Genomic DNA, 23,544 nt, shown 5'->3' with positions numbered 1-23,544 from the left:
CAAAGAAGTAAGTATTTGTAAGTCTTAGGAGGTAGAACATGTTTGCAGAATGGGAAGAGCAAAAAGGGATCGTGCTTATTTATCCGCATGTATTTTGTGATTTTAATGCGAATCTAGAGGAAGTGCAAGAATGTTATGAAAGTTTGATTACAGAGATTCTAAAGGTTGAGCCTTTATTTCTCATCGTGCATCCAAAGGATAATGGTGCTAAGACGAGATTGCAAGACTTTCTATCCACACTTGAAACAAAGGCGTATCCATGCAAGATTATCGAGCTAGAGAGCAATGACTTATGGGCTAGAGATAGTATTGCCATTTCTGTGAAAAAGCAACACTCACAAGTTTTAGCACAAATCACAAATGCTATGCTAGGTAGTAAAACCAAAACCAATAAACTTGGAATCCTAGATAAAATCATCAACAAAGAAACAGAAGAAGAGCATATCTATGCAAACTTTGGATTCAATGGTTGGGGGCTAAAATACCCTGCAAATCTTGATAATAAGCTAAACACTAAACTACATGAAATAGGGCTTTTTGAGAATATGGAAACCTATGGTATGATACTTGAGGGCGGAAGTATTGACTATAATGGCAATGGACTTTTGCTTACAAATACGCAATGCTTACTCGAGGCAAATCGCAATCCGCATTTAAGCAAAGAAGAGATTGAAGAAAATCTTAAAAGCACATTGCAAGTAGAAAAGATTCTATGGCTTAATCATGGATTTTTGCTTGGTGATGATACAGATAGCCATATTGATACCCTTGCTAGATTTATCAATGAAAACACCATTGCCTACATTAAATGCGATGATTTAAATAATCCGCATTTCAGTGCGTTAAATGCTATGGAACATGAGCTAGAATCTCTTGCAAAGACACATAATCTAAACCTTGTGCCACTTCCATTTTGCGATTATGTAGCAAAGTGTGATGAAGATTCTATAAATAATAATTCGCTTGTAAATAATCTATCTAATGATAATTTACCTACTAACAACCTGCCCGCAAGCTATGTCAATTTCTTATTCTTAAATCAAAAAGTTTTGCTTATGCCAACCTATAATAAACCAACAGACCTTACCGCACTACAAATACTAAAGAAAGCCCTACCAGACTATAATGTCATAAGCATAAACTGCGAAGCATTGATACAACAACATGGAAGTTTGCATTGTGTTAGCATGCAGATACATTAGTGTAGTATTAGGTTTGAATAACAGAAGTCTGCAATGTGGAACCATGTAAATTTGAGGCTACAAACTGCATATCACAGGATATAACCAAACATTTATCCTTTCTTTACATACACTTTTGATACAACTCCTGCCTCTTAGAAGTCGATCAAGACCCTACAATAAACGATTGTGTAGAACATAAACACTAACCCAAGCATAATCAAACGCACAACCCAATCGCATTTGAGAAAATATCTAGACTATATAGCATATCAACAAGTCTAATCCAATTCTCACAGATAGCAACTCTCTAAATTCAGCCAAATGCTTAGAATCTAAGTCCAGTCTCTAGCATGGTAGTCCATGCGTTGGCATGGGGAAGAGTTATAGTTTGATTATTGATTTGCACGGGACTACTTGCTGGTATATTATAATACTTTGCAATGGCTTTGATATAGAATCCTAGATTTCTTGTCATGCTTATATCCACACCAAGAGAGCCAAACAGACTATATCCAACATCACCTGTGCCACCATTTGCCGCCTCTGCCTTGCCTTGTGCGAAAGCATATATCGAATTTGCCGCACCGCCGCCAAAGCTATATAATAGACTAGTTCTTCCGCCAAATGACTTCCTGCCTTGCAACTCCGCACCATACATTGCCAAGCCATAGCCAAACGCACCCGCATATCCATCAACACCGCCAATGAAACTGATATAAAGCGGAGATTCTAAACTTGCAACATTGAATCCTATTTTGAAATGTGTCGCCGCAAATGCACCCACATTGCCACCAAGCAGACTGCCATTAAGATTGTCTGTAAAATCTGGTCCATAAACGCCCATAGACCCAGAGCCACCCTTCAAGTTTAAAGAAAATAGTAATCGCCGTATAACGATTAAGTCAATATCTAACGCACCATAGCCGCCCTTAAAATCCCCATCTGCTCTATTATTACCACCAAAATCAGTATAGATTCCACCGATACCGACATTACCACCGACACAAATTATAGAATCACAAGCCGCATTCGCACTCACTCCAAGCACACTTGCCAACACGATACTTAATCCTAGCCTTTTATACATTTTTACCATGATTTCTCCTTTTCAATTTAATGGCAAATCGGCTTATTTTACAAAAAGATAACTAAGACAAAGCTTAAAAGCATATTCGCAATGATTACTCACTCTTGCAAAGATTCTAAAGCTCCTAAAGATTCAAGCACATTGTGTTTAAAGACTTCAAATATCTCTCGTGGTTCTATGCTTTCAATCTCAAAGTTTGTGCCTTTTGAGACGACATAAGGATTCCCAAGCAATACACGGCTAAGCTTTGTATCTCGCATGTTTTTACCGCTACTCTCTGTGTTATTCCCATAAAGTGTAATGCAGTTTGTCCCCATAGCCCATGCAAGATGCGTTACGCCTGTATCACCACCGATAGCACAATCAACCTGTCTTAATACAAATTTCAAGCTATTAAAGTCAAGCTTATCAAGCTGCGTAGCCTTTAATCCTTGCTTTTTTAACAGCGTAAGCATAGAATCTGCCCTGTCTTTATCCTCATTCCATAGAATGTGAAAATGGCAATTTTGCAATAAGCCTTGCAGTAATTGTGCTAATTTTGCGTATTTTTCTATTGGATACATTTTCTCTTTAATAGAAGCTTCAAGGATAAATAAAAAAGTATAGGGCTTTTCTTCCATATGATTTAGTGCTGAAAAATGCGAAGTAAGAGATTCTGCAATAAAATGATAGCTAAAGCCTAGCCCTTGTGAATGCAGTGGCATAACTCGCTCAAGTGTAAAAGGGTTTGCCTGAAACTCTTTTATATGACTAAAAAGCACAGAGAAATTTCGCTCAAGGATATTAGAATCATAGGGTATTGATACCTTATGTGTATAAAAATAGCTAGCAAAGCCCTCCCTTGCCCCATCTTTAGAGAATCCAACAAATTTTTTAGACACAAGGCATTTACCGACAATGGCTGACTTTATAAGCCCCTGCATATCTACCACCATGTCAAATTCACCGCAACTCTTACAATATCTTCGTATCTCTAAAAGCCCGCCTATGCTTTTTAAAAGCTTTTTAAATGGCAGTGAGTGAATCTTTGTAATACAAGGGGAATGCTCCAAAATACCGCTAAATCTCTCATCAACAAACCATTCTATCCTATAATCCCCAAGAGCCTTAAGTCCAGCAAGCATGCTTGATGCGATGACAACATCACCAAATGCAGATAATCGTATGATAGCAATTCTCATATTTTTCCTTTCTGTGAAATTAAGATTATAGCATAGATAAGCTTAGAAACTTTTTGTCATATTAAGCAGGATTTTATTGTGTTTTGATATAATCTAGCATTTTGTTTATTATTAAGGGTTAAACATGGGATTCTATAAAAAAATACGACCTTATTTGTATAAATGTGATGCCGAAAAGATTCACAACTTCGCAATAAAAGTAATGAAAATGCCACAAAAGATTCCATTATTTGAATCTATGATTGCAAAGTGCTATTGTCGTATCCATGAGAATTTAGCTCAAGATATACATGGTTTGCATTTCTACAATCCCATAGGACTTGCAAGTGGATTTGATAAAAACGCGGAAGCGGTGCGACCTTTAGCTAGTCTTGGCTTTGGATATTTAGAGTTAGGTAGCGTTACACAAATGCCTCAAGATGGGAATGAAAAGCCTCGCATGTTTCGCCATGTAGAAGAAGAGAGTTTGCAAAATGCAATGGGCTTTAATAATATCGGGGCAAGGGGAATGTTGGCACATTTAAAGGAAGTATATCCCTTTTGTATCCCGCTTGGTATAAATATTGGCAAAAATAAGAATATCGCACAAGGTGATTCTCTAAAAAATTATGAATTAAGCCTTGATACACTCAAAGACTATGGCGATTATTTCACCTTTAATCTCTCATCGCCAAATACGCCCGGTTTGCGTGATTTACAAAATGAGAGCTTTGTAAAAGAGCTTATGGAGATGGCAAAAAGCACAACAAATAAGCCAATTTTCATTAAAATATCGCCTGATATGGAGATAGAATCTATGCTCGCTGTATGCGATGCGGCTATCCAAAATGGTGTAAATGGGATCATTGCTACAAACACAAGCATTGATTATAGCCTTGTCTCAAATCCAGTGAAAAAAAATGATGTATGCTTTGGTGGTCTTAGCGGTAAAGCTATTAGCACAAAATCTAAAGAGGTTTTAAGAATCTTAGGGAAGAATTTTCATAAGAAAACTACGCTTATTTCTGTTGGCGGCATTGGCGATTCTAATGAAGTGTATGAAAGAATAAAGCTTGGGGCAAGTTTAGTGCAGATTCTAAGCAGTATGATATATGAAGGTCCAACGCTTATATCTCGCATGAATAATGAGTTAGCAGAAAAGCTAAAAGCCGATGGATTCAAGCATATAAACGAAGCGATTGGAGTAGCGATTCAATGATGAAGTTATATCAAAAAATTGTATTAGGAGTTTGCATAATGAGTAGTATTGCATTTGGTAGTGTATTGCCAAAATATGAAAGTAAGATTCTTGAAAATGGTTTGCAAGTCGTGGTGATTCCACTGCATAATAAAAGTAATGTAATTGAGACAAATGTATTTTATAAAGTCGGCTCTCGTAATGAAGTCATGGGGAAAAGCGGTATAGCACACATGCTAGAACACATGAATTTTAAAACAACAAAGAATCTAAAAGCTGGTGAATTTGATGAGATAGTAAAGCAAATGGGCGGTGTGAATAATGCTTCTACAAGCTTTGATTATACACGCTATTTTATTAAATCTAGCACACAAAATCTAAATAAGTCCTTAGAGCTTTTTGCTGAACTCATGCAGAATCTAGAATTTATAGATTCTGAATTTCAATCAGAAAGAGATGTGGTAGCACAAGAGAGATTATGGCGGACAGATAATACACCAAGTGGCTATTTATACTTTCGCTTTTTTAATACCGCCTATGTTTATCACCCATATCATTGGACTCCAATCGGCTTTATGACTGATATACAAAATTGGAGTTTGCAAGATGTGAAAAGCTTCCATGAGACTTACTATCAACCACAAAATGCAATATTGCTTGTAAGCGGCGATGTCAATCCACACGATGTATTTAGCGGTGCGGAAAAATATTTTAGCAAGATTAAGAATAAAGGCGAGATTCCAAAAGTGATTATGCAAGAGCCAGAACAAGATGGCATAAGAGAAGCCTATATCAAAAAGGATACAGGCGGGATAGAATGGCTTATCATGGGCTTTAAAACCCCAAGCTTCACGCATAAAGACCAAGTAGCCCTAGAAGCTATCGGCGATATATTAGGCGGTGGTAAAAGTGCGATTTTACCCTCTATCCTGCAGGATAAATTGCAACTTGCTTCATCTGTGAGTGCGTATAATATGGATATGATTGACTCAGGCATGTTTATCATTATAGCAACAGGCAATGCGGGAGTAAGTGCAAATGCTTTGAAAGAAGAAATATTAAAACAGATTGAAAAGCTAAAAAAAACACAAATCACACAAGCACAGCTTGATAAAATTAAGATAAACACTCGTGCAAGTTTTATTTATAGCTTAGAGAGTGCAAGCTCTGTGGCAGGACTCTTTGGATCATATTTTGTGCGAGGTGATATACAACCGCTTCTAGACTATGAGAAAAATCTAGAATCTCTAAATACCAAACAGATTCAAGAAGTCGCAAAAAAATACCTTGCGCTAGATCAAGCAACAACTTTGATTATGAGAAGATAGTGAGTGGGATTGAGTGTTAGGTGAGTTTAGCAATTCGAGTTATATTTCTATGTCTCGTTGCCTTACAAGAATCTAAAAGGATTCTAATTGTGTAGTGGGTAGGCGAGTTGCTTTTACTAAGTGCCATAATCCATTTAAAGCTATTCGGCATGTTAGAAGCTGCTTATTGGAATAGCTTTAAACTTCAATTATTTCACATCAGCAGTGAAAATTAGCTCTACATTACCCCATGTAATACCAGCATGACCAGCAGCCGCATCACTTAAAGCTTTTAGTGCCTTTTCTCCCTGTGAAAAATTATGTAAATCCAAAGTGCCCTTCGCAACAAATTTGCCGTTATTAATGGTATAAACTAATGGGACAATACTTAATTCCTTGCCGATCATAACCTTTGCTCTAAGTAACCCAGTATCTTCACCCTCTACAACCTTAATAAAAGTAACTTTTATATTATTTTTACCAAGCAGTGTGGGGAAAAATACTTTATTCATGTTGTCTGTTGCAATTTCATTATCTGGAATCTCACTACTTGTTGGGACAATAGTCGCACTTGCATTCTGCAAAACACCCACAATACTACGAGTATCTTTACCAAAGGTATATTGTATTGTCTTAAAAGAACCAGCTAAATCCGCCATCACAGGTGCCTTGTAGCCTACAAATTCTACTTTCACACTTTTTGTATCAATCGTACTTGCATACACAGAAGAGCTTGCTGCTAATCCAAATATACATGGTATAATCTTTTTCATCATAAACTTATTCACAAGAAATTCCTTTCACAATTAAAATAGCCAAGCAAGGTATCACATGTTTGTAAATATATGGAATTTACTTTGCTATATCAAGCTCACAAACGCATAAACTTGATTATAGCTAGGTATAATAATACAATTTAAGTTTAGGCTGTGATTTTCATGCGACAAAAGGGTAGATATTACGAGCAAGTAGCATTAGAATATCTTATAAGTTTGGGGTTTGAGTTTATTGAGCAAAATTTTCATAGTCGTTATGGTGAAATCGACCTTATTATGAAAAAAGATTCTATCCTACATTTTATAGAAGTAAAATCATCGCATTGTATCAATCCACTTGTAAATATCACGCCAAAAAAGCTAGAAAGACTCACAAAAACTATACATGTTTTTTTAGACCAAAGACAGATTGTAAGCCATTTTTGCATAGATGCGGTGAGTATCTATAAAGACAATATTACATTCATTGAAAATATTACATTTGGATTGTAATGCAATATTTTTTAGAATCGATATCAAAAATTATGTTTATGCAATGGCAAAAAAAGACTAGCCAAGTAGCTAAAAATATTTAAAGTTATTACAACAAAATACTTTAAGATTCTATAAAAATGCCGATTAGAGAGTATGTTTTGTATTCTAGTCTAAAAAAATGTTGGATACAATACAAAAAAGATTCCATATTACACAAGCACAATATGTAAGTATGGAATGTAAATTTCTTATACTTTTGATTGAACTTATTTGAATATAAATCGCAATGTTGTTTAGGAGTGCGTTATGGCAGGAAAGATTACTTCTCTTGGGCTTGGTAGCTCGGTTTTAAATGCTGATGTTATTGATAAATTGCGTAAAGCCGATGAAGACAATGTTATTAAACCTGTTGATAAAAAAATGGAGCTAAATATTGAGAAGCAAAAGCAACTTGTAGAAATAAAAACTGCCCTTGAAACATTGCGACAACACACACGCAAACTCTCTGACTACTCTACATTCTTAGGGCGAAATGTAAGCGTATCTGGCGAAGCAGTAAAAGCTAGTGCAGCAGCTGGTGTGCCTGTGCAAAATATCAATATGGAAGTAAAACAACTCGCAAAAAGCGATATTAATGAAGTCGGCACAAAGTTTGCCTCAAGAGATGATGCCTTTAGTAATGATGATGGTGTGCTTGACTTTTTTAGCGATGGGCAAAGCTATCGCGTTGAGATAAAAGGGGGAATGACCGTTGGTGAAGTGAGCCAAGCCATAACCGATGCAACAAATGGAAAAATCATGGGTTCTATTATGAAAATCGGTGGGGAAAAGCCCTATCAACTTATGATTAACTCAAAAGAGACGGGCGAGAATAGTAGAATCTATTTTGGTTCTCTTTTACGATCAGAGGGCATGGGGAATCTTGATATTGACTTACAAGGGGAGCAAGACTTCTTCATAGAAGTAAAAGGCACAGATGGACAAATGCATAAAATAAGTGTTACTCTCAACATTCCACAATCTGCTAGTGATAGATTCCTAATGCTACAAAATGCGCTAAAAGAAGCCTTAAGTGCGAATGAAGCAACAAAAGATTTAGTAGAAAGTGGTGATATTACCTTTGGATTGCCAAATGAGGGCAGAGGCTTTATTATCAACGATAAAAGAGGCTTTAAGATTAATGTCGGCGGGGATAAAACGGGCAATCTAGGCTTTATGCAAAAAGAATCAAAATCACAAGATTTATATTCAAGCAATATTGAAGTAAAAGAGGGGGCGCTTACAGGTAGCTTTCAAGTCAATGGCAATACGATAGATTTAGCCCAAATCACAAAGAAAGAAAATACCGCAGACCAAAACGCCCAAGCAGTAGCAGAAGCTCTCAATACAATCAGTGGAGTGCAAGCAAGCACTAGTCAAAATAAAATCGCTTTAAATAGCGATGGCGTTACCATTGATATTAAGGCTACAAGTCCAGAAGAAACACAAGCCCTTGAGAGTGTCGGATTAAAAGCGGGGAAATATAGCGGTTTCTCATCATTGCAAAAAAATGTGCTAAAGATTAAGAATGTGCAAAGTGCTGCAGATTCTGAAGTGCTATATAATGGTGCGACAATCAAGCGTCCAAGTAACACTATCGATGATATTGTAGGCGGATTAACCATAAACTTACAAAAAGTATCAGAAGAGGGCAAACCAGATGTAATAAGCATTACGCAAAATACAGAAGACATCGTAAAAGAGATACAAGAGTTTGCAAAAGTATATAATGAAACCGTGCCAAAGCTAGATGCGGTTACAAAGTTTGACCCAGATACAAAACGAGGTGGGGTATTTAATACTGAAACGCTTATAAGGAGCATTCGCCCAGATTTAAACCAAGCCATTACCCAACATATTGCAAATGGACTTGAAGTAAAAAGCTTAATGGATTATGGAATCTCGCTGAATGATAAAAGCGTTATGCAGCTTGATGGTGGCAAACTCTCAAGTGCATTGAGTGCTGACCCAGAAAAAGCAAAAGAAGTGTTTTATGGTGGGGAAAAAAAGGATAGTTTAGGAAAATATAATAGATATGATGGAGTTTTTACAAAAGTAAATAAAGTTTTAGCCGATTTATTAGAAGGTGGAAACGCTAAGTTAAAAACTTTTGAGCAAACACTTGAAAGAGAGCTAAAAAACTACAATCAAGAGAAAGACAAAGCAAAGAAAATGCTTGATGCTAGATATGATACCATGCAGCAGAGATTTGCGTCTTTTGATGAGCAAATAGCAAAAGCAAATAACTCTTTCAATGCCGTTCAAATGATGATAGACCAAGCCGCCGCTAACGACAAAAAGAAATAAGGAGCAGTTATGAGAGCGTTTAATGCCCATAATATGTATCAGCAAAATTCTGTAAGCGTGGAAAGCCCAGCAAAGCTTATAGAAATGTTGTATGAAGGTATTTTGAGGTTTTTAGGTCAGGCACGCAGATGTATGGAGCAAGAAGACATTGATATAGAAAAGAAGATTTACTATATCAATAGGACGACTGATATATTCACGGAACTATTAAATGTCCTTGACTATGATAGGGGCGGTGAAGTAGCAGTATATCTTACAGGGCTTTATACGCATCAAATTAAGCTTTTAACACAGGCTAACATGGAGAATAATGTCGAAAAGATCGATATTGTTATGAATGTAGCAAAGGGCTTATTAGAGGCATGGAGAGAAATACATCAAGAAGAGCTAGGACGCTAGTATCTTTTGCAAACAATTTGAATACACTTTTATAGAATCTTGTGTTGGATTCTATAGCTTCTTTCATCTTTCATATTTTATTCACTTCAATATCAATAAATCGTTTGACATGTTGTTTTTTGTGTTTTGGAATCTTGTTATTTTGAATGCTTTGTCATTCTGGATAATTTCACACCACACTTAAATTTAATATTATTGTATTTAAAAAGGCTTAAGATAAAAATAGAATATATGAGTTGCTAAAAGAAGTAATCCAATAAGAAAAGATAACATACGCAATCCAGAAAGTAATGCATTTCTCATACTATAAAACTTGTTTAAAATAATACATAGAATAATAAGGAAAAATATCCCAATCCCAAATGACATAACTTCAAATGCAATATCAATTTTATATTGCAAAGTGAAAATGCAAAATGTTGCCATGACATATAAAATAAAAGGTGCGGCTAGTGTCAAAATGGCAAGAACTATAAGCCTATAAATACTCATTGATATATCCCATATCGCATTATAAGTTCATTGCCATATTCTCCACCTTTCTTATTAGCAATTATGTCTCCCCTTGTCAAACCCCGTGCCATCTTTACCAATTTTTGTTTAGCCCAATCTAGTATTTCTGCTATATAACCTGCAGCCAATGCTACACTTGGACCCTTTAGAAAACATAGCATGGCACTATATAAAACGTGCAACACTTTAATCCAACCCCATTCTCTTCACCATCGAATTTAGAAACATAATTTTCATAAAGATGATAAAAACAACACCACCTTGAGTATTCCATTCTGGATTTTACTATGCAACATGCGACACATTGGGACCATAGTATAATACACCAAGCCTGTTACTTTGATTCTATTTGAAGCAAGATGACTTTGATAATATTTGAGAAAAATTTTTATATTTTCTTCTACCATATATTTTCCAAACTCCACATAATAATCTTGTGGAAAATCATCTTTATAGGCTTTATAATCATCAATGAGTTCATCTAACGCTTTGTATAAAATGATATTTTTACTCATATCTTTACGATTAATAATTTCAAAAGCTTGCAATGAAATGATTCTTGTATGATTTGATTTAATTTACCTATTTGTATCAACCCAAGATTTTAGCATTATTGCATGATATAGCGCTGGTTTTTCAAATTGCTATCAATTTGGGATGCAGGTAAATCAAGTATTACAATACTACCACTTTCTTTGCGAAGTGATAAAATATGCGTATGCAACTCCATCTCCACACATATTTCTATTTTGTCTTTTTGCCCGTGAAGTTTAAGTATAGTTTGCAATGCCTGAAAATTTTGTGAATCTAAACATATCTGTTTTCTTTCATGGACAATGATTTTGTAAAAATAATAGCTATATCCTTATTGGTTTCTCTATCCTTATATATGTTAAGTTAAATGTCATAAGTTTTGTAGAATCTGCATCAACAAGCAATATATTTGCTATATCAAGATAAGATACCTCACTCCATGAACTACAATATGCACCGCAACCCCCCCCCCCCTCCATATCAAACCTTATAAAATCATTATCAAAGCATGAAATATTGATAACAGCACCCGCGGAAGGCGACCTAAATATTTGTTCTGCTTCTTCTGTGTCTTCTATATCATTCTTGTCTACCCAAGTATTCAAGTCGTCGCGAACAAAGATTTTGCTTTTTTTGTAACTTTGTTATTGTGATCCACATCATGCACTGCCATACATAAATCTTCAAAATACAAAACACCTTTAAAAAGACTAGTTTCACCTCCAAGGCAACCAATCAATGCAACATTACATACTTTATCTTACAATTATGTGTCATCATGATTGCATAATGAAATCTTTAATTCTTTAAAATAGTGCGGATTTAAGCTGTTTAGAAGCCCTAAAAGATTTCTATGACGCTTACACGCTTATTCATTGCAGATTCCATACATTCTTTATCTGCTTTACATGCATATAATGTTGGCCGCCATTTCTCTTGAGGTTTGGATAGATCTTTACTCCTCTCCTCATTAAATTTTATCATATGATAATACAATACACTTGCGAGTCTCTCCATTATTTGCACAAGATTCTCATCAGCTATATTTTTCATAAAATAAGATTTATATGGCATAAATCCCCTATTCGCAAAATATTATATTAGATGATATAGCACAAATTTTGATTATATGAAGCCATATGTCAAACATTTAATTGACAAGTTTAAAACTTTATTTTTCGCTAAAAACTCCCCTACCCCAAAAATCCCAAGTCCCATTAGAATCACATCGCAGATAAAGCAGATTCCACTCACCACAAAAACATAATTACGAGTTATGCCCTGCTTAATAATAAAAGCATTTTGTGCCCCAATAGCAACAATAAGCGAAAGAGATAAAAGAAAACCTTTTAGGAAAATCCCCATAAACCTACCCTATTAATTCTATCATTTTATTACAAATACATTGAAAGGCAAATACAACAACAAAAAAATCAAAAAATAAAAAAGTAGCTAAAAAAATAATTATAAGAAGAATTTAAAATTTCCCTATCCCTGCATCGACCTACATTCCCACACCTGAAAGGTGCAGTATCATCGGCGAAGAGAAGCTTAACTGCCAGGTTCGGAATGGAGCTGGGTGTTGCCTTCTCTCTATAGACACAAGGAAAAGGGAAATAAAGACAAATCAACTAATAAGCTAAAGCTCTACAATTTAAAAAAATAAAACTTGATAGCCCTAAAAACTTACACAAGCTCCAAGCTCTATGCTATGTTTGTTTTTATGTTTGAATCTGTCTTAAGCCCAACTTTTAAGTTAAGCTCATTACAATCAAACTTCATAGAAGCAAACAAAGAAAAGAGACGAATACTAAACTAAACTCTCAAACTAGAATCTAACCCATAATCACTAGATTCTATAAAAGCTAACCTGTATTACTTTCACTTATCTCGTTTTGCTTTTTTCTTTTGTCCTTATTTCCATTTTCCTTATAGGGTAATGGTGTTAATAGCCTTTGATATGTCATAGACTGCATTATTAGAATCTATGCTATCTATAAAAGCCCAAATGTTATTTGTCTTTTTCTAGTAACTAACTATATCAATTACACTTCTTACTTCTCTCTTATGAAAGCAGATTCTGTAAAAACCCTTAGAATCTTGCACTCAATAAGGCAGTAATCCTTATATAAAAAGCCAAACGGTCTATTAGTAGTAGTCAGCTGAACATATTACTATGCTTACACACCTACCCTATCAAGCAGCTAGTCTTGCTGCGACCTTCAGGGAAAGTTAATCTTGGAGTTGGCTTCCCGCTTAGATGCTTTCAGCGGTTATCACATCCACGCGTAGCTACAGAGCGATGCTCTTGGCAGAACAACTCTTACACCAGTGGCGTGTCCATCCCGGTCCTCTCGTACTAGGGACAGCTCTCCTCAACTTTCCTACGCCCACGGCAGATAGGGACCGAACTGTCTCACGACGTTCTGAACCCAGCTCGCGTACCGCTTTAAATGGCGAACAGCCATACCCTTGGGACCTGCTCCAGCCCCAGGATGCGATGAGCCGACATCGAGGTGCCAAACCTCCCCGTCGATGTGAGCTCTTGGGGGAGATCAGCCTGTTATCCCCGGGGTACCTTTTATCCTTTGAGCGATGACCCTTCCACACAGAATCACCGGATCACTATGACCGACTTTCGTCTCTGCTCGACTTGTTTGTCTTACAGTCAGGCTGGCTTATGCCATTACACTCTACTTGCGATTTCCAACCGCAATGAGCCAACCTTTGCAAGCCTCCGTTACTTTTTAGGAGGCGACCGCCCCAGTCAAACTACCCACCAGGCATTGTCCTGCTAGAGGATAACTCTAGCCAGTTAGCAGACAGAAACATTAAGGGTGGTATCTCAAGGATGGCTCCATCTCCACCAGAGTGAAGACTTCAAAGCCTCCCACCTATCCTGCGCATAATGCTCCCATCGGCAGTGCCAAGCTGTAGTAAAGGTCCACGGGGTCTTGCCGTCTTGCCGCGGGTAGGAGGAATTTTCACCTCCACTACAATTTCACTGAATCCCTGGTTGAGACAGCTCCCATCTCGTTACGCCATTCATGCAGGTCGGTATTTAACCGACAAGGAATTTCGCTACCTTAGGACCGTTATAGTTACGGCCGCCGTTTACTCGGGCTTCAATTCAACGCTTCGACTTGCGTCTAACGAATCCTCTTAACCTTCGAGCACCGGGCAGGCGTCACACCTTATACTTCCTCTTACGAGTTTGCAAAGTGCTGTGTTTTTGGTAAACAGTCGGGAGGGACTCTTTGCTGAGACCTAATTACTTAGGCACACCTTATCGCGAACTTACGGTGCTAGTTTGCAGAGTTCCTTAACCAGAGTTCTTTCACGCGCCTTAGAATACTCATCTCATCTACCTGTGTCGGTTTGCGGTACGGGCAACATTAGCTAAACTTAGAGGCTTTTCTTGGCACGACGGCGTCAGTAGCACTCATCTTGATCCGAAGATCGCAACAAGCTATTCAAGTTTCGAATACAAGAGCGGATTTACCTATCTCTCAATCTACGCTTTTAAATTAGCACTTCCATCAGCTAACGCTACTTAGCCCTATGCGTCCCCCCATCGCACACTAATGTTGGTATGGGAATATTAACCCATTTTCCATCGACTACCCATTTCTGACTTGTCTTAGGACCCGACTAACCCTACGATGACGAGCATCGCGTAGGAAACCTTAGACTTTCGGCGAAGTGGATTCTCACCACTTTTATCGCTACTCATTCCTGCATGCTCACTTCGCATCGCTCCAGCACTCCTTACCGGTATGCCTTCAACGCTGATACGAACGCTCTTCTACCACTGTGCATCAGCACAATCTACAACTTCGGTGTCTATCTTAGCCCCGTTATATTTTCTGCGCAAAATCACTAGACCAGTGAGCTGTTACGCTTTCTTTAAAGGATGGCTGCTTCTAAGCCAACCTCCTGGTTGTCTGAGTAACTTCACATCATTTTCCACTTAGAATAGAACTTTGGGACCTTAGTTGGTAGTCTGGGTTGTTCCCCTTTTGACGATTGATTTTATCACCCACCGCCTGACTCCCAAGATACGGTAATAGGTATTTGCAGTTTGACAGGGGTTGGTACCGCGGTGAGCAGCCCTAGCCCAATCAGAGCTCTACCCCCTATTACTATCACTTGAGGCTATACCTAAATATATTTCGAAGAGAACCAGCTATCACCAAGTTTGTTTGGCCTTTCACCCCTATCCACAGCTCATCCCAACCCGTTTCAATGGGTACGAGTTCAGTCCTCCACGAGCTATTACACTCGCTTCAACTTGGCCATGGATAGATCACTTGGCTTCGGGTCTGCAGCATCTGACTAAACGCCCTTTCAGACTCGCTTTCGCTACGGCTTCGCGTGTGCTTAACCTTGCCAGATACCACAACTCGCAGGATCATTATGCAAAAGGCAGTCCGTCACCCTGATAAATCATAGGGCTCCGAATGATTGTAGGCAGATGGTTTCAGGTTCTATTTCACTCCGCTCACTGCGGTTCTTTTCACCTTTCCCTCACGGTACTTGTTCGCTATCGGTGTGATAGTAGTATTTAGGGTTGGAGAGTGGTCTCCCCGGCTTCAGCCCGGATTTCACGTGTCCTGGCCTACTCTGGATCCTGCTACCTATGAATAATATTTCGCATACGGGACTATCACCCTCTATGATGTGTTTTTCCAAACACTTCTGCTACATTATTCAAGTGGATATTGCAGTCCTCAACCCCAGTAGCAAGCTACTGGTTTGCCCTTTTCCCCGTTCGCTCGCCGCTACTAGGAGAATCTCTATTGATTTCTTTTCCTCTAGCTACTGAGATGTTTCACTTCGCTAGGTTCGCTCCATTAAAGGTAATACATATCTCTATGTATTGGGTTGCCCCATTCGGAAATCTATGGATCAAAGCTTCTTAGCAGCTCCCCATAGCTTATCGCAGCTTAGTACGTCCTTCATCGCCTCTATCACCCAAGGCATCCACCATCTGCCCTTAAAAGCTTTTTACTTCCAAGGATACTGCCTTATTGAATGCAAGAGTTTTTTATCAAACTCTGCCCCAATAAGACAAGTATGTCGCGTAATTGTAGTTAATTACTATTTAGGCTATTAACAATAAAATTTCAAATAACATTTAGACTAAAGTCTAATGCAAAGTTTTCTTTAGATAAAACAAGTAAAACCTTGCATTAGACTTCATATATCTCTTACACATATCTATAAGCTTCATGTAATTAAAACCTATGCTATGTGTATTCAACATATCAAATCATTTTTTATATTATTTATAATAAACTTATATACTCTCTTTTAAATCATATTATTGCATTACCCATCTACATAGCATACCTAGAGACTATTCTCAAAATGGTGGAGAATAGCGGGATCGAACCGCTGACCTCCTGCGTGCAAAGCAGGCGCTCTCCCAGCTGAGCTAATTCCCCCTAACGATGATAGTAAAACTAGAATCTAGTTTCCATATTCAACTTTAGTTATTTTCTAACACTCTACAAAGCATTAAAAAGAATAATTTATGGTGGGCTTAGGAGGACTTGAACCTCCGACCTCACCCTTATCAGGGGTGCGCTCTAACCACCTGAGCTATAAGCCCTTTACTAAAGAGAAAGCTAGTTAAAAGCAATAGCAAAATATGACATAAATTCGATTTCAATATTTAATATTTATAAAATACGCAAATAATCTCTGAAAACTAAGCAAGATGCAATATCATAGCCAAACTATCACTACCACATAGCATACAACTATAAAAAGACATAATTTATAGACTATATAGCAACTATATCTAAACAACTTCATAATGATTAAGATAAACAAATATCTTAACATATCTCTAGAAAGGAGGTGATCCAACCGCAGGTTCACCTACGGTTACCTTGTTACGACTTCACCCCAGTCGCTGCATCCGCCGTGGGCGGTAACCAATTTAGTATCCCGACTTAAGGCGAATACAACTCCCATGGTGTGACGGGCGGTGAGTACAAGACCCGGGAACGTATTCACCGTGACATGGCTGATTCACGATTACTAGCGATTCCAGCTTCATGTAGTCGAGTTGCAGACTACAATCCGAACTGAGAGACATTTTAGAGATTTGCTCCACCTCGCGGTATTGCATCTTTTTGTATGTCCCATTGTAGCACGTGTGTAGCCCTAGGCGTAAGGGCCATGATGACTTAACGTCGTCCTCACCTTCCTCCTCCTTACGAAGGCAGTCTCCTTAGAGTGCTCAGCCGAACTGCTAGCAACTAAGGACGAGGGTTGCGCTCGTTGCGGGACTTAACCCAACATCTCACGACACGAGCTGACGACAGCCGTGCAGCACCTGTTTTCAAGCTCTGGCAAGCCAGCACTCCACTATCTCTAGCGGATTCTATCAATGTCAAGCCTAGGTAAGGTTCTTCGCGTAGACTCGAATTAAACCACATGCTCCACCGCTTGTGCGGGTCCCCGTCTATTCCTTTGAGTTTTAATCTTGCGACCGTACTCCCCAGGCGGAATGCTTAATGCGTTAGCTGCATTACTGCCCTGACAAGCAGGGCAACAACTAGCATTCATCGTTTAGGGCGTGGACTACCAGGGTATCTAATCCTGTTTGCTCCCCACGCTTTCGCGCATCAGCGTCAGTAATGTTCCAGCAGGTCGCCTTCGCAATGAGTATTCCTCTTGATCTCTACGGATTTTACCCCTACACCAAGAATTCCACCTACCTCTCCCATACTCTAGATGGTCAGTTTCAAATGCAGTTCTGTAGTTAAGCTACAGGATTTCACATCTGACTTGACCACCCGCCTACGCGCTCTTTACGCCCAGTGATTCCGAGTAACGCTTGCACCCTCCGTATTACCGCGGCTGCTGGCACGGAGTTAGCCGGTGCTTATTCGTAAGATACCGTCATAATCTTCTCTTACAAAAGGAGTTTACAATCCTAAAACCTTCATCCTCCACGCGGCGTTGCTGCTTCAGGGTTTCCCCCATTGAGCAATATTCCCTACTGCTGCCTCCCGTAGGAGTCTGGACCGTGTCTCAGTTCCAGTGTGTCCGATCACCCTCTCAGGCCGGATACCCGTCATAGCCTTGGTGAGCCATTACCTCACCAACAAGCTGATAGGACATAGGCTGATCCTTTAGCGAAGGCTTTCAATAAAAAATTCGTCTTTGGACGATAAATCGATGGGTTCGCAATTTGCTTGTGCGACAGACACTAAGTCTAGTCTCCGCACAAATTGCTTCACAACATCAATTTCTCATTCCAAATACTAGAATTTTGTGCCAACAACACAAAGCACTAAAAAGAGAAATTCTTTATTGAAAGCCCCTTTCCCCCGTAGGGAGTATCCAGTATTAATCACCGTTTCCAGTGGCTATCCCAGACTAAAGGGCACATAACCTATGCATTACTCACCCGTGCGCCACTAATCCACTTCTAGCAAGCTAGAAGCTTCATCGTTCGACTTGCATGTATTAGGCACGCCGCCAGCGTTCACTCTGAGCCAGGATCAAACTCTCCATAAGAATTATGGAAGTTTGTATCTATCAAAATTAATTAATAGTAGCAAACTCTCCATAAATAATGAAAACCCAACAAAATACACAATAAACATATAGCTTAAAATATATCAGTTAGAATCTTCACAAATAATCTCAATATCAAACAACATTTCATATTTAACATAAGTTACATACAAAATGCCATAACATTAAAGATTATTATTTAAAGAATTTGTCCTAATCTCTAAAATGTTTCACAAAGACTAAAACTTACTATGCCCTGCCCTACTCTCTTACAAAGACTAAAGCAAAACATAATAAATCAGTTATAGTCGAGTTGTATAGATTAACAATTTAAAGACTTGGTTGTTAAAATAAAATTGAAGCATTTAAAACATAGTAAAAAGCAATATTCAAATTTCATAATAATTTTACAAAACTAAGATATTAACTTTAAACAATCTAGCTACAATATCACAATCAAATCTTGCTTAGTTGTCAAAGATCATTGCTTTAAAAATATCAAAATTTCCAAAGTCAAATAACGCAAGTATTAACAAAAACACAAAAAAGTAAAACAAAATATAAAAACTCTAAAATCTAAAAGGATAAAAAGAGTTTGATAAAAATATTACTGATTTTAATGAAAAAATGCTATAATATTCGGTATATTTACATCTTGTAAATCTTTAATTTGCTTTCTGCAAACTTGAGAAACAGAATTATATGCTAATAAAGCTTAAATAAAGCTTAAATTTAAAAAAGTTTTTGATTTTTTTTGAGTTTGTTTTTTAGGGGGGATTTTTTAAGGCAATTCTAATGACTATCATGTAAATTAAAATTACATTGTATTAGATATTAGGTGATAGTAACGACATGCTTTTACACAAACAAAAAGCAATACAGCAAAACAATATCCCTAACACTTATAATATAGTCTATAATTACATTCAGAATCATGCAAACACAAATCAAATAAAAATAAGGAATAATTGTGGATATTTTAGAATCACTTAATGACGCTCAAAGAGAAGCCGCCATCCATGTAGATAATGCCTTGCTTATACTTGCTGGGGCTGGAAGCGGCAAAACTAAAACGCTAACAACAAGACTTGCCTATCTCTTAAGTATAGGTATCCCCGCACAAAACACATTAACATTAACATTCACAAATAAAGCCGCAAGAGAAATGCGAGAGAGAGCATTAAAGCTTATAGAATCAATGAGTATTCCTGTGATAAATACCCCCTTGCTTTGCACCTTTCATAAATTTGGATTGCTTTTCTTACAACGCTACATTCATTTACTTGCGCGTAATTCCATGTTTAATGTCATAGATGAAGATGATAAGCGAAAGATAATACGAAATATAAAGAAAAATAGCAAAAATATCGCAAAAGAATTAACTCCCGCAACACTCTCAAGTGCTATATCTGATTATAAAAATAATGCGATATTGCCAGATATTGCAAAGCAAAGCCCAAACATGATAGATGCACAAGTCGCAAAGATTTATCAAAAATATGAAGACTATCTTTACGCAAATAACCTTGTAGATTTTGACGACTTATTACTGCTACCTTATAGAATCTTATATGAAAATGAAACTTTACGCACACAAATAAGCAATAAATATCAATATATCATGGTAGATGAATATCAAGATACAAACAACCTGCAAGCAAGTCTTTTAAAACTTCTATGTGCCACACATGAGAATCTTTGTGTAGTAGGCGATGATGACCAAAGTATTTATAGTTGGCGTGGTGCAAATATCGAAAATATCCTAGACTTTGATGCCCAATTTGAAAATACAAAGATAGTAAAGCTAGAGCAAAACTATCGCAGCACAGAAGAGATTCTAACAATCGCAAATAATCTTATATCACACAACACAACACGATATGATAAGATTCTAAAAGCAACAAGGCATAATGGCAAAAAAGTCCAATATATAAAAAGCCATGATGACAAAGCCGAGATGAAACAGATTATAGAATCTATACAGACACTCATAGCACAGGGCGAGAGCTATAATGACATTGCGATATTATTCCGCTTAAACGCACTTGCAAGAAATGTAGAAGAATGCTTTAATCGCGCTAAGATTCCATTCAAAATGGTAGGCGTTATACGATTTTATGATAGACAAGAGATTAAAGATGTGCTTGCCTATTTGCGTTTAGCCCTAAACCTTGATGATAACTTTTCACTTGAGCGAATTATCAATCAACCAAAGAGAAGTATCGGCGAAAAGACATTTGAAAATATAATAGCCGCAAGTACGCAATACACAAGCATATATGTCGCATGGAAACAAGGCGGATTATCTTCACTTAAATGCCATGCAAGGCTAAGCGAGTTTTTTACATTAATAGAATCTTTAAGGGAGTGTTTGCAGCTTAATCCAAGCGAAATACCGCATTTTTTTAAAACCAAAATAAAACTTTATGCAGATGATATACCAACAAAAGATTCTGAAAGCAATGAGGATCGCAGGAAAAATATGGACGAGCTATTTGCGACTTTGCTAGATTTTATAGAATGTGAGAGGGGCGGGGATTACGCTAGTAATGAAGAGATAATACAAGCATTTTTAAATGATATAGCATTAAGCTCTAGTAGCGATATGGAAGATTCTCACAATGTGCTTTGCATGAGCGTACATAATAGCAAGGGGTTAGAGTTTAAGCATGTATTTGTTATCGGCATGGAGCAAGGCTTATTTCCATTAATGAATTTTTATGAAATAAGTATAGATTCTGTTGATAAAAACACACAAAATCTTAATGAAGAACGAAGACTTGCCTATGTAGCCTTTACCCGTGCAAAAGATACACTTACGCTAAGCTATGCAAAAGAGAGAATGCGTCATGGCAAATACAGAGAGTATTACCCATCACAATTTTTAACAGAATGTGGTGTAGTATCAAAACAAAATGCGATATTAAAACCTGAAGAAAGTGATAAATGTGTGGCTGGGCTAAAACGCGGCGATTGTGTCCAGCATAAAATATTTGGCTTTGGCAGGATAGAATCTGTAAGAGAGCTAGGCGACAACTCAACCGCAATGGTAAATTTTGGCGGCACAAAGAGAAATATCCTTATATCTTTTCTCACAAAAGCATAAAGCATGTTTGTTTGAAGCGATTGAGCGATTGCTAGTAATTTGGAGCCTAGATTTCAGTAATTATATAATGCTAGGCATAGTAGCATAGCAAAACTTTTAGCAGAGACTTAAAAAAGGTTTTTATTTAGCCCTCAACATAATAAGATTCTAATATTACAAGCATAGCTTAATACATGCGATTCCAGATTCCATAAGATATTATTCGCACTTCTTTATGGATTCCATATAAGTATAAATTTTGTTTATTTTATACCCTAAACTTACAATTTTTTGCAATTTTATTTTCAAATTATGCGTTTTTTAAGCTTTTAGTATTGTAACTTAGCTAGAAATTTGCTACAATAGCGACTTAGTTTTTTAAAATATAATCGCAAAGTTGCCAAGCAAACAAGTAAAAAGGGAAAAATATGGAAATTATGCCAAATCCACAGGTCATGCTTGTCGTGTTTATAGTGTTTATGGTTACAATGTTTATGCTCAATAAGTTTGTATTCCAGCCACTTTTTGCCTATATGGACCAAAGAGAACAGAAAGTTACAAGTGATTTAGAGCTTGTAACGCGTGAAGATAATGAACTTCAACGCATAGAAAACGAGATTCATGAGATTTTATCTCATGCGAAGACACAGGCTTTTACAGCTAAGGAAGAGCAAGTTGAAGAGGCGAAAAAGAGTGCAGGTGCAAAAATAGAGCGTATGCAAAATGAAAACCGAGAGAAAATGGATGCTTTCATGGCAAAATTGCAGGAAAGCAGGGATTCTATGAAAAATGAATTGCGTGCAAATATAGGCGATATAGAATCTTTACTTGCTGCAAAGATTAAACATATTTAAAGTTAGTGTATAAAGGAATAAGTATGCGATACATATATATGGCTTTCATGTGCTTTGTGCTATGTAGCATATCCTATGCAAGTGGCGAAGCTCATGTGATGGATATTTCAAAAACTGACATTATAGAAAGATTGATAAACTTTGTTATTTTTGTGGCGTTAATGTGGTATTTACTTGCAGATAGGCTTAAGTCCATGTTACAAGAACGCACAAAAGGCATTGCAAATAAGCTTTCACAGACACAAGAAAAAGTAAATGAGATAAGAGCAAAGAAAGAAAAAGCACAACAGCGATTGAAAGAAGCAAAAGAGCAAGCGGCAGAAATAATTGCTACTGCCAAAAAAGAAGCAAATGCGTCTGTATTGCGTATTGAAGAGAAAACGAAAGAACAAATTGCAAATCTATTAAAAGCAAATGAAGAAGCAATGGAATTTCAAGAAAAAATGCTACAAAAGCAGCTTGTTGCAGAGATCTTACAGGAAGCATTTGTAAGCCAAGCCTTAAAACTTGAATCCAAAGATTATGTTGGAATCCTAGAAAAGAAGGTGGTGTAAATGCAAGAACATGTTATAGCAAAAAAATACGCCAAAGCATTAGCTGGTGTCCCCAATGTCGACATTACGCAGGTGTATAACACATACGCAGAGATAAATAAAATGTTTGCTATAAGCAAATTTAGAGATATTGTCATGTCGCCCATTATTGACAACACAAGTAAGCTTGCATTTCTAAAATCTCTTGTTGATATTACAGCGAACCCTTATGCTGAAAAGCTTTTAACAATTCTTGTTAAAAACGACAGAATCTATTTGCTACCTTTTGTAGCACTTGAGCTTAAAAAAATTATTGATAGTCGCCTTAATGTGTATCAAGCTACACTTTATGTGAAACAAGAATTAGGTCAAGATTCTCTGCTCAACATTCAGGATAAGCTTGGCAGGAAACTAGGCACGACACTAAAAGTTACCCAAAGCATTGATCCTACTCTAGATGGCATTAAGCTTGAGGTTACGGAGTTGGGCATTGAAGTTGCGTTCTTAAAACATAAATTCACGCAAGAATTACAAGACTTTATTTTAAAAGCAATCTAA

General features: G+C 37.2%; 17 protein-coding genes, 2 tRNA genes and 3 rRNA genes. 10 read left to right on the top strand and 12 right to left on the bottom strand.

The features are described 5' to 3' along the window. Positions 1–38 precede the first annotated feature (38 nt). Complete coding sequence (locus XJ32_RS05320; RefSeq protein WP_077388584.1) at positions 39–1,202, top strand: agmatine deiminase family protein; 1,164 nt, start codon at positions 39–41, stop codon at positions 1,200–1,202. 307 nt (positions 1,203–1,509) lie between these two features. Here XJ32_RS05320 and XJ32_RS05315 read toward each other — a convergent pair whose 3' ends face one another. After that, entirely contained in the window at positions 1,510–2,280 is a 771-nt protein-coding gene (locus XJ32_RS05315) for a hypothetical protein (RefSeq protein WP_005216866.1), read from the bottom strand. An 89-nt stretch (positions 2,281–2,369) separates the two neighbouring features. Continuing rightward, positions 2,370–3,452: a lipopolysaccharide heptosyltransferase I gene (gene waaC / locus XJ32_RS05310; protein ID WP_005216865.1), complete on the bottom strand. Its 1,083-nt coding sequence runs from the start codon at positions 3,450–3,452 to the stop codon at positions 2,370–2,372. Positions 3,453–3,576: 124 nt separating this feature from the next. On the opposite strand from waaC, the gene pyrD reads away from it, so the two are divergent. Next, complete coding sequence (gene pyrD / locus XJ32_RS05305) at positions 3,577–4,650, top strand: dihydroorotate dehydrogenase (quinone) (protein ID WP_005216864.1); 1,074 nt, start codon at positions 3,577–3,579, stop codon at positions 4,648–4,650. 38 nt (positions 4,651–4,688) lie between these two features. Beyond that, complete coding sequence (locus XJ32_RS05300) at positions 4,689–5,957, top strand: M16 family metallopeptidase (RefSeq protein ID WP_077388583.1); 1,269 nt, start codon at positions 4,689–4,691, stop codon at positions 5,955–5,957. Positions 5,958–6,145: 188 nt separating this feature from the next. Here the strand turns inward: XJ32_RS05300 and XJ32_RS05295 are convergent, their stop codons facing one another. After that, complete coding sequence (locus XJ32_RS05295) at positions 6,146–6,724, bottom strand: hypothetical protein (RefSeq protein ID WP_077388582.1); 579 nt, start codon at positions 6,722–6,724, stop codon at positions 6,146–6,148. A 150-nt stretch (positions 6,725–6,874) separates the two neighbouring features. On the opposite strand from XJ32_RS05295, the gene XJ32_RS05290 reads away from it, so the two are divergent. The 3 genes from XJ32_RS05290 (at position 6,875) to fliS (ending at position 9,931) form a co-directional block, all read left to right on the top strand. Next, positions 6,875–7,204, top strand: coding sequence for a YraN family protein (locus XJ32_RS05290; protein ID WP_004086043.1), 330 nt, complete (start codon positions 6,875–6,877; stop codon positions 7,202–7,204). Between the two features lie 288 nt (positions 7,205–7,492). Beyond that, complete coding sequence (gene fliD / locus XJ32_RS05285; protein ID WP_005216860.1) at positions 7,493–9,532, top strand: flagellar filament capping protein FliD; 2,040 nt, start codon at positions 7,493–7,495, stop codon at positions 9,530–9,532. 9 nt (positions 9,533–9,541) lie between these two features. Then, positions 9,542–9,931 (top strand): flagellar export chaperone FliS, encoded by a 390-nt coding sequence (gene fliS, locus XJ32_RS05280; RefSeq protein ID WP_004086047.1) that lies wholly within the window; start codon positions 9,542–9,544, stop codon positions 9,929–9,931. Positions 9,932–10,677: 746 nt separating this feature from the next. On the opposite strand, the gene XJ32_RS05265 is transcribed toward fliS, so the two are convergent. The 9 genes from XJ32_RS05265 to XJ32_RS05225 all read right to left on the bottom strand — a co-directional run bounded on the left by XJ32_RS05265 (position 10,678) and on the right by XJ32_RS05225 (position 18,514). Then, on the bottom strand, positions 10,678–10,992 hold the full coding sequence (locus tag XJ32_RS05265) for a hypothetical protein (RefSeq protein ID WP_077388579.1): 315 nt from the start codon (positions 10,990–10,992) through the stop codon (positions 10,678–10,680). A gap of 309 nt (positions 10,993–11,301) precedes the next feature. Then, a complete protein-coding gene (locus tag XJ32_RS05260) occupies positions 11,302–11,583 on the bottom strand; it encodes a hypothetical protein (RefSeq protein ID WP_077388578.1) in 282 nt (93 codons plus the stop codon). 235 nt (positions 11,584–11,818) lie between these two features. Further along, a complete protein-coding gene (locus XJ32_RS05255) occupies positions 11,819–12,052 on the bottom strand; it encodes a hypothetical protein (protein ID WP_077388577.1) in 234 nt (77 codons plus the stop codon). A 51-nt stretch (positions 12,053–12,103) separates the two neighbouring features. Beyond that, positions 12,104–12,343 carry a LysE/ArgO family amino acid transporter gene (locus XJ32_RS05250; RefSeq protein ID WP_077388576.1) on the bottom strand — a complete coding sequence of 80 codons (240 nt, stop codon included), beginning with the start codon at positions 12,341–12,343 and terminating at the stop codon, positions 12,104–12,106. A gap of 126 nt (positions 12,344–12,469) precedes the next feature. After that, a 5S ribosomal RNA gene (rrf, locus tag XJ32_RS05245) occupies positions 12,470–12,585 on the bottom strand. Positions 12,586–13,105: 520 nt separating this feature from the next. After that, positions 13,106–15,988: ribosomal RNA gene (locus tag XJ32_RS05240) — 23S ribosomal RNA — on the bottom strand. A gap of 361 nt (positions 15,989–16,349) precedes the next feature. After that, positions 16,350–16,425 (bottom strand) — tRNA-Ala (locus XJ32_RS05235). Positions 16,426–16,515: 90 nt separating this feature from the next. Next, positions 16,516–16,592 (bottom strand) — tRNA-Ile (locus XJ32_RS05230). 244 nt (positions 16,593–16,836) lie between these two features. Beyond that, positions 16,837–18,514 (bottom strand): 16S ribosomal RNA (locus tag XJ32_RS05225). The 16S, 23S and 5S rRNA genes sit together here with 2 tRNA genes alongside, the layout of an rRNA operon. Positions 18,515–19,484: 970 nt before the next feature. Between XJ32_RS05225 and XJ32_RS05220 the strand changes: the two genes are divergently transcribed. The 4 genes from XJ32_RS05220 (at position 19,485) to XJ32_RS05205 (ending at position 23,544) form a co-directional block, all read left to right on the top strand. Continuing rightward, positions 19,485–21,620 (top strand): ATP-dependent helicase, encoded by a 2,136-nt coding sequence (locus XJ32_RS05220; RefSeq protein ID WP_077388575.1) that lies wholly within the window; start codon positions 19,485–19,487, stop codon positions 21,618–21,620. Between the two features lie 407 nt (positions 21,621–22,027). Continuing rightward, the gene (locus XJ32_RS05215) at positions 22,028–22,453 is read left to right on the top strand and encodes a F0F1 ATP synthase subunit B family protein (protein WP_004086526.1); all 426 of its coding nucleotides are present in this window, start codon (positions 22,028–22,030) and stop codon (positions 22,451–22,453) included. 23 nt (positions 22,454–22,476) lie between these two features. Continuing rightward, on the top strand, positions 22,477–23,007 hold the full coding sequence (locus tag XJ32_RS05210) for a F0F1 ATP synthase subunit B family protein (protein WP_004086524.1): 531 nt from the start codon (positions 22,477–22,479) through the stop codon (positions 23,005–23,007). Then, positions 23,008–23,544 carry a F0F1 ATP synthase subunit delta gene (locus tag XJ32_RS05205; protein ID WP_077388574.1) on the top strand — a complete coding sequence of 179 codons (537 nt, stop codon included), beginning with the start codon at positions 23,008–23,010 and terminating at the stop codon, positions 23,542–23,544.

The organism is Helicobacter bilis, assembly GCF_001999985.1.
Taxonomy (GTDB): domain Bacteria; phylum Campylobacterota; class Campylobacteria; order Campylobacterales; family Helicobacteraceae; genus Helicobacter_A; species Helicobacter_A rappini.
This window is presented reverse-complemented; position numbering and strand designations above follow the sequence as displayed.